This window comes from Exiguobacterium sp. UBA7533, assembly GCF_002479335.1.
GTDB lineage: Bacteria > Bacillota > Bacilli > Exiguobacteriales > Exiguobacteriaceae > Exiguobacterium_A.
This window is the reverse complement of record NZ_DLMP01000001.1, coordinates 390,906-405,001: the sequence shown is the minus strand read 5'-3', so window position 1 is coordinate 405,001 and position 14,096 is coordinate 390,906. Positions and strand designations below refer to the sequence as shown.

At 47.3% G+C, this 14,096-nt stretch carries 12 protein-coding genes; 10 read left to right on the top strand and 2 right to left on the bottom strand.

Going from position 1 to position 14,096, the window contains the following annotated elements:
- Positions 1–39: 39 nt before the first annotated feature.
- The 9 genes from polX to trxA all read left to right on the top strand — a co-directional run bounded on the left by polX (position 40) and on the right by trxA (position 10,442).
- Complete coding sequence (gene polX, locus B2U10_RS02040; protein ID WP_290785298.1) at positions 40–1,755, top strand: DNA polymerase/3'-5' exonuclease PolX; 1,716 nt, start codon at positions 40–42, stop codon at positions 1,753–1,755.
- A complete protein-coding gene (locus B2U10_RS02035; RefSeq protein ID WP_290785295.1) occupies positions 1,756–4,122 on the top strand; it encodes an endonuclease MutS2 in 2,367 nt (788 codons plus the stop codon).
- Between the two features lie 10 nt (positions 4,123–4,132).
- Positions 4,133–4,540, top strand: coding sequence for a DUF350 domain-containing protein (locus tag B2U10_RS02030; RefSeq protein ID WP_023469001.1), 408 nt, complete (start codon positions 4,133–4,135; stop codon positions 4,538–4,540).
- Between the two features lie 183 nt (positions 4,541–4,723).
- A complete protein-coding gene (locus B2U10_RS02025; RefSeq protein ID WP_035406360.1) occupies positions 4,724–5,620 on the top strand; it encodes a YitT family protein in 897 nt (298 codons plus the stop codon).
- A gap of 197 nt (positions 5,621–5,817) precedes the next feature.
- A complete protein-coding gene (locus B2U10_RS02020; RefSeq protein ID WP_056062630.1) occupies positions 5,818–7,491 on the top strand; it encodes an AMP-binding protein in 1,674 nt (557 codons plus the stop codon).
- A gap of 71 nt (positions 7,492–7,562) precedes the next feature.
- Positions 7,563–8,141: a TetR/AcrR family transcriptional regulator gene (locus B2U10_RS02015; protein ID WP_052018985.1), complete on the top strand. Its 579-nt coding sequence runs from the start codon at positions 7,563–7,565 to the stop codon at positions 8,139–8,141.
- Positions 8,142–8,215: 74 nt separating this feature from the next.
- Positions 8,216–8,989 carry an electron transfer flavoprotein subunit beta/FixA family protein gene (locus B2U10_RS02010; RefSeq protein ID WP_035406369.1) on the top strand — a complete coding sequence of 258 codons (774 nt, stop codon included), beginning with the start codon at positions 8,216–8,218 and terminating at the stop codon, positions 8,987–8,989.
- Positions 8,990–9,002: 13 nt separating this feature from the next.
- The gene (locus tag B2U10_RS02005) at positions 9,003–9,968 is read left to right on the top strand and encodes an electron transfer flavoprotein subunit alpha/FixB family protein (RefSeq protein ID WP_290785292.1); all 966 of its coding nucleotides are present in this window, start codon (positions 9,003–9,005) and stop codon (positions 9,966–9,968) included.
- Positions 9,969–10,130: 162 nt separating this feature from the next.
- Complete coding sequence (trxA, locus tag B2U10_RS02000; protein ID WP_023468994.1) at positions 10,131–10,442, top strand: thioredoxin; 312 nt, start codon at positions 10,131–10,133, stop codon at positions 10,440–10,442.
- A gap of 61 nt (positions 10,443–10,503) precedes the next feature.
- Here trxA and B2U10_RS01995 read toward each other — a convergent pair whose 3' ends face one another.
- Entirely contained in the window at positions 10,504–10,884 is a 381-nt protein-coding gene (locus tag B2U10_RS01995; protein WP_396216008.1) for a VOC family protein, read from the bottom strand.
- An 11-nt stretch (positions 10,885–10,895) separates the two neighbouring features.
- Positions 10,896–12,218 carry a dihydrolipoyl dehydrogenase family protein gene (locus B2U10_RS01990; protein WP_290785286.1) on the bottom strand — a complete coding sequence of 441 codons (1,323 nt, stop codon included), beginning with the start codon at positions 12,216–12,218 and terminating at the stop codon, positions 10,896–10,898.
- Between the two features lie 82 nt (positions 12,219–12,300).
- On the opposite strand from B2U10_RS01990, the gene uvrC reads away from it, so the two are divergent.
- On the top strand, positions 12,301–14,085 hold the full coding sequence (uvrC, locus tag B2U10_RS01985; RefSeq protein ID WP_290785283.1) for an excinuclease ABC subunit UvrC: 1,785 nt from the start codon (positions 12,301–12,303) through the stop codon (positions 14,083–14,085).
- Positions 14,086–14,096 lie beyond the last annotated feature (11 nt).

Genomic DNA, 14,096 nt, shown 5'->3' with positions numbered 1-14,096 from the left:
TCCCACGATTGGGAGCTTTTTTTGAGGGGAGAACTGCACATGCGTACGATTCAAGATGCGATGCGTCATTTGGAACGGATATCGGTCTACCTAGAGGTCAAAGGGGAAAATCCATTTAAGATTAATGCTTTTCGGAAAGCAGCAAGTATTCTCGAAGCATCCGATGCTGACTTCATGGCGATCGAGGATTTCACGGCGATGAAGGGGATCGGGAAAGGAACGGCTGCTGTTCTAGAGGAATATCGGGAAACGGGAACGAGCACGGCACTGACAGAACTCGAACAAGAAGTGCCAGAAGGATTGATCGCCTTATTGAAGATTCCGGGTCTTGGTGGGAAAAAGCTCGCTAAACTGCATGAAGTCGGCGTCATTGATGCAGATTCCTTTGCAGAGAAATTAGTAGATGGTACAGTCGAAGCGATGCCTGGATTCGGCAAGAAGACGGTCGAGAAGTACGTTAAAGCACTTGAAACGTTTGAAACACGACCGGAGCGATTACCATACGGTGTCATGCGAAAGATCGTCGCTGAATTGAATCAGACACTTGCATCATTTGAGGCAATCATTCGTTTTGAAGTTGGAGGAAGTTTCCGTCGAGCAGAAGAGACGTGTAAGGACCTTGATTTCATTCTCTCAACGGATGAACCGGAACGAATCAAGGAGCAGCTCCTAGAACTGTCGCTCATCGATGAAGTCATCGCAGCTGGCAGCACGAAAGTATCGCTCATCTTAAAACGAGACGTTCATTATATCGCGGTTGATTTCCGAATCGTGGATGATGCGGCGTATGCATCCACATTACATCACTTTACGGGTTCGAAGGATCACAACGTCCGGATGCGCCAACTCGCAAAAGAGCGAGGAGAGAGTATTTCTGAATATGGTGTCGAGACCGAGCAAGGATTAGTGCAACCGAACACAGAAGAAGAATTGTTTGCGCGATATGATTTACCGTTCATCGCGCCTGAATTACGAGCGGGACGTCATGAATTCGAGCAAGATTTATCACGTCTCTTGACGGAACAAGATATTCAAGCCGATGTTCATATGCATACGACATGGTCAGATGGTACGTTGTCTGTTGAAGAACTAGTCGATGCCTGTGCTGCACGCGGATATACATGGATGGCGATCACGGATCATAGTAAATATATGAAATTCGTCAATGGATTAACGGAAGAACGTCTGCGTGCACAACGTATTGAAATCGAAGCGGCACGCGAGAAACATCCCGATATGACAATTTTATGTGGTGTCGAGATGGATATCTTGCCCGATGGATCACTTGATTATGAAGATGAGTTCTTAAAAGAAATGGACTATGTCATCGCCTCGATCCACTCGAAGTTCGATCAGACGGAAGAAGAGATCATGCAGCGGCTCGAGAATGCTTGTCGTAATCCTTATGTTTCCTTGATTGCTCATCCGACGGGACGAATCATTGGAAGACGAGAAGGATACGCCGTCAATGTCGATCGATTGATCGAACTAGCAGCGGAGACAGGAACAGCGCTTGAGATGAACGCGAATCCAGCACGTTTTGATTTAACGGCAAGTTCGCTTGCGAAAGCGAAGGCTGCCGGCGTGAAGATTTTAATTAATACGGATACACACCGACCAGAAATGTTAGAAGATATGAAACTTGGAGTCCTCCATGCTCGTAAAGCTTATTTGGAGGCGTCTGATGTCATCAATACGTGGTCTGCTGAAGAAGCACTCGAATTCTTCGGTCGAAAACGTTTAGGAGTGGATTAAATGAATGCCAACGCATTACGCGTTTTAGAATATGAGAAGTTAAAAGAAAACATGCTCGCCTTCACGGCTAGTTCACTCGGAGCACAGTTCGTCCGGGCAATGCGTCCGGCGGAAGACTTCGAGCAGGTCAAGGAACTGTTAGCTGTCACGACGGAAGCAACGACGGTCTACCGGTTGCGTGACCGTTATCCGTTTGGTGGATTGACGGACGTCCGAAGTGAAGTCAAACGGGCAGAGATTGGCTCTGTCCTCTCGACGAGTGAACTTCTAGCCGTCGCAGACGTCGTCTACTCGGGACGTCAAGTGAAGGCGTTCCAAGAACGGCTACACGAAGACCATGCGGATCTACGATTACCGCGTCTTGATAGTCGAATCGAGCAAATCACGAAGCTCGTCGAGATCGAACAGGGGATTCGCCATGCCATCGACGATCAAGGGACTGTCCAAGACTCAGCGAGTGATAAATTACGAGCGTTACGCAGTCAGTTACGCTCGCTCGAAGGACAAGTTCGTTCAAAAATCGATAACGTCTTACGTAGTAAAGCAAAGATGCTGTCTGACGCCATCGTGACGATGCGAAACGATCGTTATTGTGTACCGGTCAAACAAGAATATCGTCAAGCGTTCGGCGGAATCGTCCATGATCAGTCCGCTTCTGGAGCAACGTTGTTCATCGAACCGCAAGCTGTCGTCTCTGCGAACAACGAAATTCAAGAAGCACGTTTGAAAGAACGGGCGGAAATCGAACGAATTCTTGCACAACTATCGGCACTTGTCGGTAGCGTTGGTGATTCGCTACGCATCAATCTGGATGTACTAGCAGAACTTGATTTCATCATGGCGAAAGCATTATACGGTCATCAGATTGGAGCGGTCGAACCACGCTTGAACGAAAACCGCCATATCATTCTGAAGGAAGCACGGCATCCGTTCATCCCGAAAGAGGAAGTCGTACCAATTACCGTGTCACTGGGTGGGGATTTTACGTCACTCGTCATCACCGGTCCGAACACCGGCGGTAAAACAGTTACCTTAAAGACGATCGGTCTTTTGCAATTGATGGTGCAATCGGGACTATACGTGCCAGCTGCAGATGAGACGGAGCTCAGTGTCTTTGATGCGATTTATGCCGATATCGGGGATGAACAGTCGATTGAACAAAACTTATCGACGTTTAGTTCACACATGACGAACATCGTCTCAATGATGGAAAAAATCGATTTTATGAGTCTAGTACTGTTCGATGAGTTAGGTGCGGGAACGGATCCGACAGAAGGGGCTGCCCTAGCAATCGCGATTCTTGATGAAGTGAAGCGACGCGGAGCACGTGTGGCAGCGACGACGCACTATTCAGAATTAAAAGCGTACGGCTATAACCGAGAAGGGGTCGTCAATGCGTCGATGGAATTCGATGTCGAATCACTCAGTCCGACCTATCGCTTACTGATTGGTGTACCTGGACGCTCGAATGCGTTCGAGATTTCAAAACGTCTTGGACTCGAAGACCGGATCATCGACGCGGCACGTGGTCAGATCGGTAGCGACGCACAGTCTGTCGAGACGATGATCGAACGATTAGAAGAAGCGAAACAGCGGGCTGAAACGTTAGAGGCACAGTTGTTAGAAGAGAAAAAACGACTTGTCGAAGAGAGAGAGCAGTTCGAGCAAGAACAAGCTGAGATCCAGGAAGAGAAAAACGAAATTCTGGCAAAAGCGGAAGAAAAAGCAACACGTGCGGTCGAACGCGCTCAAAAAGAAGCAGAAGGCGTCATCAAACGTCTGAAGGAATTACGAGACGCTGGTGCCGTCAAAGAGCATGAACTGATCGAGGCGCGGAAGCGACTCGAAGACGCGAAGCCGAGTCTGCAAGAGAAGCGGATAGCTAAAGTAAAAGCAAAATACAACCAAACGCCGCGATTTGATAAAGGCGAAGAAGTTAAAGTCACGACCTTCAATCAAAAAGGCTACATTATCAACCAACAGGCGAACGGCGAGTATACCGTCCAAGTCGGCATCATGAAGGTGAACGTCAAACCGGAAGATCTCGCGAAGATTGGCAGTACACCAAAACGTCCACAAACGAAAGGGCGCTCTGGTGGAACGAGTGTGACGAAACAATCGACACCTTCGGCTGAACTGGATTTACGTGGCGTGCGTGTCGAAGAAGGGTTGTCGAAGCTCGAACGCTTCATGGACCAAGCCTTGTTATCGAACTACGACCACATCCGTGTCATTCATGGCTTGGGTACGGGAGCGATGCGACAAGGTGTCCAAGAATTCTTGAAAGGTCATCGTCATGTCAAAGGTCACCGGTTAGGTGGTCAAGGTGAAGGCGGACACGGTGTGACGATCATCGAACTGAAATGAGGAAAGCAAGATGAACATTTTTGAGAACGTCTATGTCTATACGACAGCGCTCTATTCGGTCGCGGGATTACTGATCATTTTGGGGCTTGCACTTTTTGAGTTGACAACCCGGTATAAAAACTGGGAACATATCAAGAGTGGCAACATCGCCGTTGCGTTAGCAACAGGTGGAAAAATCATCGGACTCGCCAATATCGTTCATTTCGCTGTTCAAGGGGAAGAACGAGTCGGGTCGATATTTCTTGAAAGTGCCTTTGGCTTCTTATTGTTGATATCGACATATTGGATCTTTGAATTCCTGACACCGAATTTGCCGGTAGACCGTGAAATCGAGAATGGCAACATTGCTGTCGGTATCATTTCATGCGCTTTATCGATCGGCATGTCCTACGTCATCGGATCAGCGTTAGTGGGGTGAATCCGTGTTAGAACGTTTAGCGAAAATCATGTTCGGGGTTTCGATCGCCTTTTTGGTTGTCGGTATCCTCTGGATTGTATTTAATTAAAAGAACCGGTCTTACCGTGTGATCATTCCGTACTGACATCGTTTCAGTACGGAATTTTTATTGAGCCACGCCTAATCAAAAAAGGAGGAACGCATATGAACGTACGAAAAACATCAACAACGACAGAAACGAGACGCCGTGCTTTTGAGGCGATGCAATTGATTTCTTGGAAGGACATCTTCTGGGTTATCATCGGGTCGTCGATTCTCGCATTTGGAATCAACTACTTTACGATTCCAAATGATCTCTCAGAAGGTGGATTGATTGGGATCACGGTCATTTTCTACTATCTTTACGGTTGGGATACGGGACTTGTCTCCTTGCTTGCGAACGCTTTGCTGTTCGTTGTCGGTTATCGATTCCTTAGCCGGAAGACGATGCTTTACTCAGTCATCTCAGTCGCCGTCACATCGTTTGTCCTCTCTTCGACAGCAAACCTTGCGACATCATCGGATAGCCGTTTGATTGGTACGGTCTATGCGGGTATTTTGATTGGTGTCGGAATCGGACTCGTCATTCGTGCGGGAGGAACGACGGGCGGTGGTGTCATTATCGCTCGACTGATGAATAAATACTTGAATCTCAGTATCGCAGTCTCGATGTTCATCATCGATGTCGCCGTTGTCGGTGCGTCAGGTTTTCTATTTGGAGAAGAGACGATGCTGTACACGTTAATTGCGATTATCATCGGTTCGTATTTGATTGATCTCGTCAGTGAAGGATTGAATGTCCGCGAAGCGGTCACGATCATTAGCCATCGCCAAGAAGAAATCGCGACGATTCTGACGGAGACGCTCGGACGTAGCGCAACTGTCATCCACAGTCATGGTCATTTCACGAAACAAAAGAATGACATGTTGTATATGATCGTCGATAAACGACAACTGGCACCGTTGAAACAAATCGTCGAAGCAGCGGATCCCCGCGCCTTCGTCGTCATTCATAAAGTGCGAGAAGTCATCGGGGAAGGATTCACATATCCCTCCCGGTAATATGGATTCAAAAGTAGCACCTCTCTTTTTCGGAAATCGAGAAAGGGAGGTGCTGCTTTTTTAGTATTAAAATTTTGATTGAAATAACCAAAAAAACAAGCAGATTCAATTTCTTTTTTTGGATTTTACTGGCATGTCGAATTCAAATCAACGTATAATGAAAATGAATAGTAATTCATTATCAGGGAGGGAAACGTATGGAATCCGTTTGGTTATCTGATTATCCAAAGCAAGTACCCGTATCGATTGATTACCGAGAAATACCTCTTTATCAGGCACTTGATGAGGCAGCGACTGATTTTCCAGAACAACGTGCCTTAAGTTTCTTAGGGAAACGTATGACGTTTCGTGAAGTGTGCGACGAAGCACATGCACTCGGAAGTTTACTTCAAGAGCATGGCCTCAAAAAAGGAGATCGTGTCGGACTGATGTTACCGAACTGTCCCCAGTATATGATCAGTTATTATGCTGTCCTCTATGCTGGTGGAATCGTCGTGCAGGTGAATCCGCTCTATACGGACCGTGAACTCGAACAGATCCTCATCGATTCAGGTGCACATCTGCTCGTGACCCTCGACCTACTTTATCCGAAAGCATCTCGCGTCAAAGCGGCGACGGCACTCAAAACGGTCGTGACAACAAGCATCGCGGATTATCTTCCCTTCCCTAAAAATAAACTGTATCCCATTAAAGCACGGAAAGATAACAACATCGTCATCGATACGACGGGTTCGATTCCATTTTTATCGCTACGTGGTTATGAACCGATTACACCGGTTGCGATTCAACCGAAAGAAGATGTCGCGGTTCTTCAATATACGGGTGGAACGACAGGTGCTCCAAAAGGTGTCATGCTGACGCACTATAACCTGAGTGCGAATGTCGAGCAAATCGACAAATGGTTTTATAAATATGAGCGGGGAGATGGACGAAAACTGTTAGCTGTCGTTCCGTATTTCCATGTCTATGGCATGACATGTAACCTCAATTTCGGTATTTTTAATGCCTATGAGCAAATCATCGTTCCAAAATTCGACATCGAACAAGTATTGAAAATGATTCATAAGGAAAAACCAAATCTGTTCCCTGGTGCACCGACGATGTATGTCGGTCTGTTGAACCATCCGAAGCTAAAGAAATATGATCTGTCTTCAATCGAAGCTTGTATTTCAGGTTCAGCTCCACTGCCGGTCGAAGTCCAGGAAAAATTCGAAGCATTAACGGGCGGACGAATCGTTGAAGGATATGGTTTGTCTGAGACGAGTCCGGTGACTCATACGAACTGTATCTGGGATCGCCGGATTCCTGGAACGGTTGGTATTCCGGTACCCGATACGCAAGCGAAAATCGTCCAAGCGGATGGAGAGACACCCGCAACTCCTGGTGAGATCGGTGAGATCATCGTCACAGGTCCGCAAGTCATGAAAGGATACTGGAAACGACCAGAAGAGACGCAAGCTGTTCTTCGAAACGGTTGGTTGCACACGGGAGACCTTGGCTATATCGGCGAAGATCATTACTTCCGGATCGTTGATCGGAAAAAGGATTTAATCATTGCTTCCGGATTTAATATTTATCCACGTGAAGTCGAAGAAATCTTGTACGAGCATCCGGCCGTCAAGGAAGCCGTCGTCATCGGTGTTCCGGATGCCTATCGTGGAGAGACCGTCAAGGCGTTCATCGTCGTCAAGGATGAGATGACGGTCACAGAAGAAGAGCTTGATCAATTCTGTCGTAAACAGTTAGCGTCATTTAAAGTGCCAAAGCAGTACGAATTCCGACAAGAGTTACCGAAGACGTTCGTCGGGAAGATTCTCCGTCGTGTTCTTGTTGAAGAAGAACGTGCCAAACAACTCGAAGAAAGCAGTTGACAGGACAAAATGGCATGATAGAATAAATATGAATGAACCATCATTCATTTTATGCGTTAGGAGATAGTGGAATGAAACGAACAATGTCAAAGAGTGACCGCATCATTGATGCCGCCGTAAAAGTCATCGCTAAAAACGGCTACCATGGAGCGAAGGTGACCGCCATCGCAAAGGAAGCCGGTGTTGCGGATGGAACGATCTATCTGTACTTCAAGAATAAAGAACACCTGCTGATTTCGCTATTCCAAGCGAAAATGGGAAGCTTCATCGAATATTCCGAAGGACAAATCGCGAATCACACGTCAGCGACAGAACAATTGGCCGCATTGATCGAGGCACATCTTGAGCAATTATCCGTTGATTATGATTTGGCTGTCGTCACGCAAATCGAGCTACGTCAATCCAATCAAGACATGCGCCAAAACATTGCCGCCGTCTTGAAACCGTACCTGCATCTGATTGACCGTGTCATCAAGCACGGGATGACGACAGGCGAGTTTTCAAACGAACTCGATTATCGATTAGCGCGTCAGATGATCTTCGGAACAATCGATGAGGTCGTGACGAGCTGGATGGCAAGTGGATTCAAATATGAGTTGCTTGAGACACGCGACGGGATCCATCGGATGTTGATCAAAGGGCTGAGTTAAGCCCTTTTCATGACAACAATTATGTAAGCGGATACAAAGAATGATGGTGAATAGACGATAAGGGGGAGCATGAGATGGAAATCTATGTACTGTTGAAACGCACATTCGATACGGAAGAAGCAATCCAACTCGAAAATGGTCAAATCGATGAGGATGGGGCTGAGTTCATCATTAACCCATATGATGAATATGCGGTAGAAGAGGCGATTCGTGTCCGTGATGCACAAGGGGGAACGGTGACGATCGTGACGGTCGGTCCGGAAGACGCGGACAAGGAATTACGAACAGCACTCGCAATGGGAGCGGATCAAGCAGTACGCATCTCGATTGAGGATGACATCGAAGAGGCGGATCATTTCACGATTTCTGAAGTACTTGCTGGTTATTTAAAAGAACAGACAGTCGATCTTATCATCGCTGGAAACGTCGCAGTTGATGGCGGAAGTGGTCAAGTGGCACCACGCGTCGCAGAATTGCTCGATATTCCTTACGTGACGACGATCACGAAACTCGAACTTGACGGCACGAAGGCTGTCGTGACACGTGACGCTGAAGGGGATACAGAAACGATTGAAACAACACTTCCGTTACTCGTGACTGCGCAGCAAGGACTGAATGAGCCGCGCTATCCAAGTCTTCCGGGGATCATGAAAGCAAAAAAGAAGCCGCTTGAAGAACTCGAACTCGATGATCTCGAACTCGATGAAGATGAACTCGCACCACGTCTAGAGACGATTGAACGTTTCTTACCACCGAACAAAGCAGCCGGTAAGATTCTCGAAGGTGAACTAAACGAGCAAGTCGCACAGCTTGCATCATTATTACGCAACGAAGCAAAAGTGGTCTAAGGGGGAGAAACGAATGACAAAAGCATTAGTACTCGCAGAATCACGGGATGGCAGTTTACGGAATGTGTCGTTTGAGGCTATCGCAGCAGCGCGACGTGTCGCAGATGAAGTCATCGCAGTCCTGATTGGACACGATGTCGCTAAGGATGCCGACGTACTAGCGTCACGCGGAGCGGATCAAGTCCTCGTCGTCGAGGATGAGCGTCTTCTACACTACACGCCAGACGGTTATGGACAAGTCTTCCTTGAGTTGATGAACCGGACGTCACCTGACGTGCTCGTCTTCGGTCATACGTCGCTCGGCAAGGATTTATCACCGAAGATCGCGGCAAAACTGCAAGCCGGTCTAATCAGTGATGTGACGGCGATTGAAGGGGAAGGCACGGAAGCAACTTTCATTCGACCGATCTATTCAGGGAAAGCATTCGAGAAAGTCAAAGTCGCAGAAGGCAAGACACTCTTTACGGTCCGTCCGAATAACATCGATCCGCTCGAAACGGGGAGTTCACAAGGAACGGTCGAGTCGGTTACGGTTGAACTGAAGGATTTACGGACGATCGTCGCAGACGTTGTACGTAAAGCAACAGGTGGTGTTGATTTATCAGAGGCAAAAGTCATCGTTGCGGGTGGGCGCGGTGTCAAGAGTTCAGACGGCTTCGCACCGTTACAAGAACTAGCGGATGTCCTTGGAGGAGCAGTGGGTGCTTCGCGTGGTGCTTGTGATGCAGATTACTGCGACTATGCGCTTCAAATCGGTCAGACGGGGAAAGTCGTTACACCAGACTTGTATATCGCGTGCGGGATTTCGGGTGCGATTCAACACTTAGCGGGGATGTCGAATGCCAAAGTGATCGTTGCGATCAATAAGGATCCAGAAGCGAATATCTTCTCTGTCGCGGACTATGGCATCGTCGGAGATTTGTTTGACGTCGTGCCGTTATTGACAGCTGAATTCAAAAAAATGCTTGTTCACGGATGAGTGAGTGTACCGGTACCATGTAGATGGTACCGGTTATTTTTTACGAATTCTTCACGTGAGCAGTTTCGTTTGTTGGAAGAGACTGCTATGATATACTCGAATCAATAAAGAGATCACCCATTTTTTTAACGGGTTGATCTACTCATTAGGAGGTTATGATCAATGGCAATCGTACACGCAACTAGCCAATCATTTAAAGAAGAAACACAAGAAGGACTCGTCCTTGTTGATTTTTGGGCAACATGGTGTGGACCATGTCGTATGCTCGCACCAGTTCTTGAAGAACTCGATGCTGACATGCAAGATGTAAAAATCGTTAAAGTTGACGTAGATGCAAACCCAGAAGTAGCTGGAGCATTCCAAGTTCAAAGTATCCCGACACTCGTTCTCTTCAAGGATGGACAACCTGTCAACAAAACAATGGGCTTCATGCCAAAAGACGCACTTAAAGAATTCGTTGAAACATCTAACTAATTCTTTCCTGCATATCAAAACAGACCGTTCTGCACAGGCAGAACGGTCTGTTTTTTTTAGATTACATTGGCGTACAAAGTTCAATCAAGTGACCATCCGGATCAAGCACGTACGCAACGACTTGCCCCCATGGTTTTTCAACAGGCGTGAGTACGGTCTTGTATCCGGCAGCTTCCACCTTTTGAAAAAGCGTAGGGACGTCATCCGTGACGAAACCAATCTCTAACGTCTGCTGCGCTTTTCCGCTTGGGATCGTGTAATCCGGAATCAACTGTTGCACGTCTTCACGAGTATTGAAGGCAAGTGTTGTCTGACCGGTCTCGAACTCAATGTAGCTTCCGTGCTCCGCTTTGACGGATAAGCCAAGAACGTCTCGATAGAATGTCAGCGTCCGTGCAGTGTCTTCAACGTATAAAATCGTATAGCCGTATTGAATCATCAAAAAGTCTCCTATCAATCCTCGAATAACGAAGCAATGTCTGAAGCAGGTGTCGGGTAAGCAAATCCAGTCTGTTGCATCGAAGTACTAGGGATCCGGTGTTGCATCGCAAACGAGAAATAGTTTGCGAGTTCCGCCGCATTGACACCAATGAAGTGTGCGCCTAGTACTTGATCATCTTCCCCAACGAGCACTTTCGCCCGAGCAAAATTATCCTTGATGCGTGCGTTCGTTTGCCAAGAGGACGTATCAATCAAGCGACCACGGTACGGAATACCTGCTTTTTTTAAGGAAACTTCCGTTTCACCGACGAGGGCAAGGTTCGGCGCAGTGAATACGACGCTAGGTACAGGGAGCAGTTCCAGTTTCCGGTTATTCCCTTCGAGCATGTTATCGGCAGCGAGTCGTCCTTCGGTTCCAGCAAACGGCGTCAACGCGGGATTCCCGCTGACAGCGACATCTCCTGCGGCATAGATATGTTCGACAGAAGACTGCAGGTACGCATTGACATGGATTCCTTTTTCATTATGGGAAACACCGATTTCTTCGAGTCCGAGTTGGTCGATACTTGCGACACGTCCAGTCGCATTCAAAACGACGTCCGTCTTCAACACGTCACCGTTCGATAAACGAAGTGATTCCTCTTCGTAAGCGACGACCTCTGCTTCTTTGATGATCGAGATGCCAAGTGCTTGCGTAGCATCGAGTAAGACATCGACGAGTTCACTCTCGAATTGTTTTAAGGGGTTAGAACGTAAAACAATCGTGACGTCTGCACCAGCAATCCGAGCAAGATGCGCGAACTCGAACGAGATGTACCCGCCACCAATACAGACGAGTCGACGTGGGAGGTCTTTTAGTTCCAAAAACTCATTACTCGTTATAAAACGTTCACTACCGGGTACAGATAACTCGCGAGGGCGTAAACCAGTTGCGATCAGGAATTGTTTCCCTTCGATTTCTTCTTCACCAATTTGGAGACGGTGTGAAGAGACGAAGCGGGGTTCGCCGTGGAAATAGTCGATGTCCGTTTCCTCGTATCGTTTTCGTGTTTGTTCCGGAATGGCGCGCGTGTATTCATTCTTGCGCTCCATCAACTGGCGCCAATCGATTGAAATTAATCCCTTTACGCCATATCCGAGCAAGCGCTCGACCGCATCCTTCGTCTCACTACCCGTCAGCAGAATTTTTTTAGCGTCACACCCACGTTGGGCACATGTGCCCCCTGGCGTGAAATTTTCAACGATAGCAACACGTAGTCCTTTTTCAGCAAATTTATAAGCCGCTTGATTTCCAGCGGAACCTGTTCCAATCACAATGCAATCATATGTACGCATTTTTCATCCTCCGTATGTCATAATCAATGTATGGTATTTACCCGAACGAATAAAACTAAAAACGGTGAAAGGAGACATTTATTTGGGACATCAAGAACATATCAAAGCGAAATTATCCCTTTTGCCTGATGAGCCGGGATGTTATCTACACAAAAATGAATTTGGTGAAGTCATTTATGTCGGAAAAGCAAAAAATCTCAAGAACCGTGTCCGTTCCTATTTCACAGGAGCACATGATATCAAGACGGAACGCCTCGTTGCGGAAGTTCGTGATTTTGAATACATTATTACAGCGAGTGAACTAGAAGCGTTGTTGCTTGAGATGACGCTTATTAAGAAACATGATCCGAAGTACAATATCATGTTGAAGGATGACAAATCCTATCCTTACCTGAAGATTACGAATGAGACATATCCGCGCTTGATTACGACGCGTAAGTTGAAAAAGGATGGCGGACATTATTTTGGTCCTTACCCGAATGCATATGCAGCGAACGAAACGAAACGTCTGTTAGATCGTTTATATCCGCTACGCAAATGCCAGCCGATGCCGAAGAAGCTCTGTCTGTATTACCATATCGGTCAGTGTCTCGGTCCATGCGAAATCCCGAATCTCGAGTCGGAACAAAAAGCGCTCGTTTCAGAAATTCGACGTTTTTTGTCCGGAGACACGAAGGAACTCGTCGAAAGCTTGAAGCACAAGATGGCGGAAGCAGCTGAGACGATGGAATTCGAGCGTGCCGGAGAATTACGGGATCAGGTCCGAGCCATTGAGTCGATCATGAACAAGCAAAACATGATTACAGCAGATTTGACATCACGCGATGTATTCGGGATCCACGTTGATAAAGGCTGGATGTGTGTCCAAGTCTTCTTCCTCCGCGGCGGAAAGATGATTGAACGCGATGTCTCGCTTTTCCCGATCTACGGGACACCAGCAGAGGAACTCGAGAGTTTCATCGTCCAGTTCTATGAGAAGAACATCAAACCAAGTGAACTGTATGTACCACCACTCGTTAACCAACTTCTGCTCAAAGAGGCGCTCTCGATCAAAATTCATGTTCCGGTCCGAGGATCAAAACGGAAATTACTTGATTTAGCAACGAAAAATGCTGAAAACGCGATTTCGGAACGTTTCGAACTACTCGCGCGGGATGAGAAACGGACCGTTCAGGCAGTAGAAGAACTCGCTGATGCGATCGATGTTCATCCATTGTCCCGAATCGAGATCATCGATAATGCGAACATCCAAGGAGCGGATGCCGTTTCGGCGCTCGTCGTCTTTGAAGACGGTAAACCACTGAAAAAAGAATACCGGAAGTTCAAGATTCGGACGGTTCAAGGACCGGATGACTATGAATCGATGCGGGAAATCGTTCGTCGGCGTTATCGACGCTTGTTACTTGAGGGAGCGCGCCTTCCGGACCTCGTCCTGATTGACGGAGGAGTCGGACAGTTGAATGCTGCTTTAGAAGTCATTCAAGATGAACTCGGCCTATCCCTGCCGGTCGGCTCATTAAAAAAAGATGACAAACACCGGACGAGTCAGTTGTTGTTTGGAGAAGATGCGCGATTGATCGAACTCAGCCCTCGCTCAAGTGCATTTTATTTACTTCAGCGTATGCAAGATGAGGTCCACCGATTCGCGATCACATTCCACCGCTCGCTTCGTTCGAAAGGGATGACCCGTTCCTTGCTCGATGAGATACCAGGAGTCGGACCAAAACGACGCCAACAGCTGATCCGTCATTTCGGGTCGATGCGTAGTCTAAGACGTGCGACGATCGAACAGTTGGCTGAGGCAGGATTGCCTGTGAAATTAGCGGAAACCGTTGCTGAGTATTTAAGCCAAGCGAATGAAGAATGAAAAAAGGCCGT

Coding starts and splice junctions, on each gene's coding strand:
- B2U10_RS02025 (WP_035406360.1), top strand. CDS start 4,724: ATGAACGTACGAAAAACATCAACAACGACAGAAACGAGACGCCGTGCT.
- B2U10_RS01990 (WP_290785286.1), bottom strand. CDS start 12,218: ATGCGTACATATGATTGCATTGTGATTGGAACAGGTTCCGCTGGAAAT.
- B2U10_RS02030 (WP_023469001.1), top strand. CDS start 4,133: ATGAACATTTTTGAGAACGTCTATGTCTATACGACAGCGCTCTATTCG.
- B2U10_RS02010 (WP_035406369.1), top strand. CDS start 8,216: ATGGAAATCTATGTACTGTTGAAACGCACATTCGATACGGAAGAAGCA.
- trxA (WP_023468994.1), top strand. CDS start 10,131: ATGGCAATCGTACACGCAACTAGCCAATCATTTAAAGAAGAAACACAA.
- B2U10_RS02020 (WP_056062630.1), top strand. CDS start 5,818: ATGGAATCCGTTTGGTTATCTGATTATCCAAAGCAAGTACCCGTATCG.
- polX (WP_290785298.1), top strand. CDS start 40: ATGCGTACGATTCAAGATGCGATGCGTCATTTGGAACGGATATCGGTC.
- B2U10_RS02015 (WP_052018985.1), top strand. CDS start 7,563: ATGAAACGAACAATGTCAAAGAGTGACCGCATCATTGATGCCGCCGTA.
- B2U10_RS02035 (WP_290785295.1), top strand. CDS start 1,756: ATGAATGCCAACGCATTACGCGTTTTAGAATATGAGAAGTTAAAAGAA.
- B2U10_RS02005 (WP_290785292.1), top strand. CDS start 9,003: ATGACAAAAGCATTAGTACTCGCAGAATCACGGGATGGCAGTTTACGG.